Source organism: Streptomyces prasinopilosus, assembly GCF_001419695.1.
GTDB lineage: Bacteria > Actinomycetota > Actinomycetes > Streptomycetales > Streptomycetaceae > Streptomyces > Streptomyces prasinopilosus.
In genome coordinates this window covers 1-1,127 of the sequence record NZ_LIRG01001050.1, presented here as the reverse complement: position 1 = coordinate 1,127, position 1,127 = coordinate 1, and the positions used below count along the sequence as shown (strand labels likewise).

Sequence of the window (1,127 nt, the reverse complement as noted above, 5' to 3'; positions counted from 1 at the left end):
GGGGGCGGGACGGGGCAGGGGTACAGGCGGTCATACCGGTGGTTTCAGGCGGCCGTGCCGACGGGAGCCGTGTTGCGGAGCCGGGTGGGGCCGCGCATAGTGGCGCATCGGAAAGTGGCTGAACCGGGGGGTGGGACGGGCGATGGCCGGGCGCGGGACGGACGAGCATCCACACGGTGCTGACCGGCTGTGCGACCTCGGGGACCGCGTGTACTCCCGGGCCGTACGGCGCGGGCGGGTGCCCCGCCGGGACGCGGAGCCGGTGCCCTGCCTGCTGGACCTGGCCCTGCTGCACCCGGACCCCGACGACATGGACTGGCTGGTGCCGACCGCCCCGCAGGAGGTCATGACCCGGCTGCTGCGCGGGATGTACGACGAGGTCAGCGCGAGCCAGCGCCGCGTGGGTTCGGCCGTGGAGGCCTTCGAGTGGTACGCCGGCCTCGGCCGCGGGGCCCGGTCACCGCAGACCTCCGCCTCCTCGGCCAAGGAGGGCCCGGCGATCCGGGTGCTGGACGGGGTGGCCCGGATCCAGGCCGCGATGGACGAGGCGACGCAGGCGTGCACCACGGAGGTGCTCACGGTCCAGCCCGGCGGCATCCGGCGCGAGGCGGAGCTGTCGGAGGGCCTGCACCGGGCGACGGCGCTGCGCGGGCGCGGGGTGCGGATGCGGGACCTCTACACGCACGTGGCCCGGCACGGCCAGGGGCTGCACACGTACCTGGAGCTGATGGGCGACGCGGTGGAGGCGCGGACGCTGGACGAGGTGACCGAGCGGCTGATCCTCTTCGACCGCGCGGTCGCCTTCATCCCCGCCAACGCCGAACGCTCGATGGCCCTGGAACTGCGGCACCCGGCGCTGGTGGAGTACCTGGGCACGGTCTTCGAGCGGCTGTGGCGGCTCGCCCTCCCGCTGGCCGCCCCGCTCCCCGACACCGGCATCGAGGGCATCTCGCACCGGGAACGGTCCATCGCGGCGCTCCTCGCGGAGGGCCACCAGGACGCGGTGATCGCGGAGCGGCTCGGGATCAGCGTGCGCACCTGCCGGGCCCACATCGCCCGGCTCTCGGAGACGCTGGGCGCGGCCAGTCGCACCCAGCTGGGCGTCAAGATGGCCCAGGCCGGCCTGG

General features: G+C 75.1%; 1 protein-coding gene. It reads left to right on the top strand.

Annotation, left to right across the window (positions count from 1 at the left end):
- Positions 1–142: 142 nt before the first annotated feature.
- A partial coding sequence (locus tag AOK18_RS30010) for a helix-turn-helix transcriptional regulator (protein ID WP_055696336.1) occupies positions 143–1,127 on the top strand: 985 nt, incomplete at its 3' end.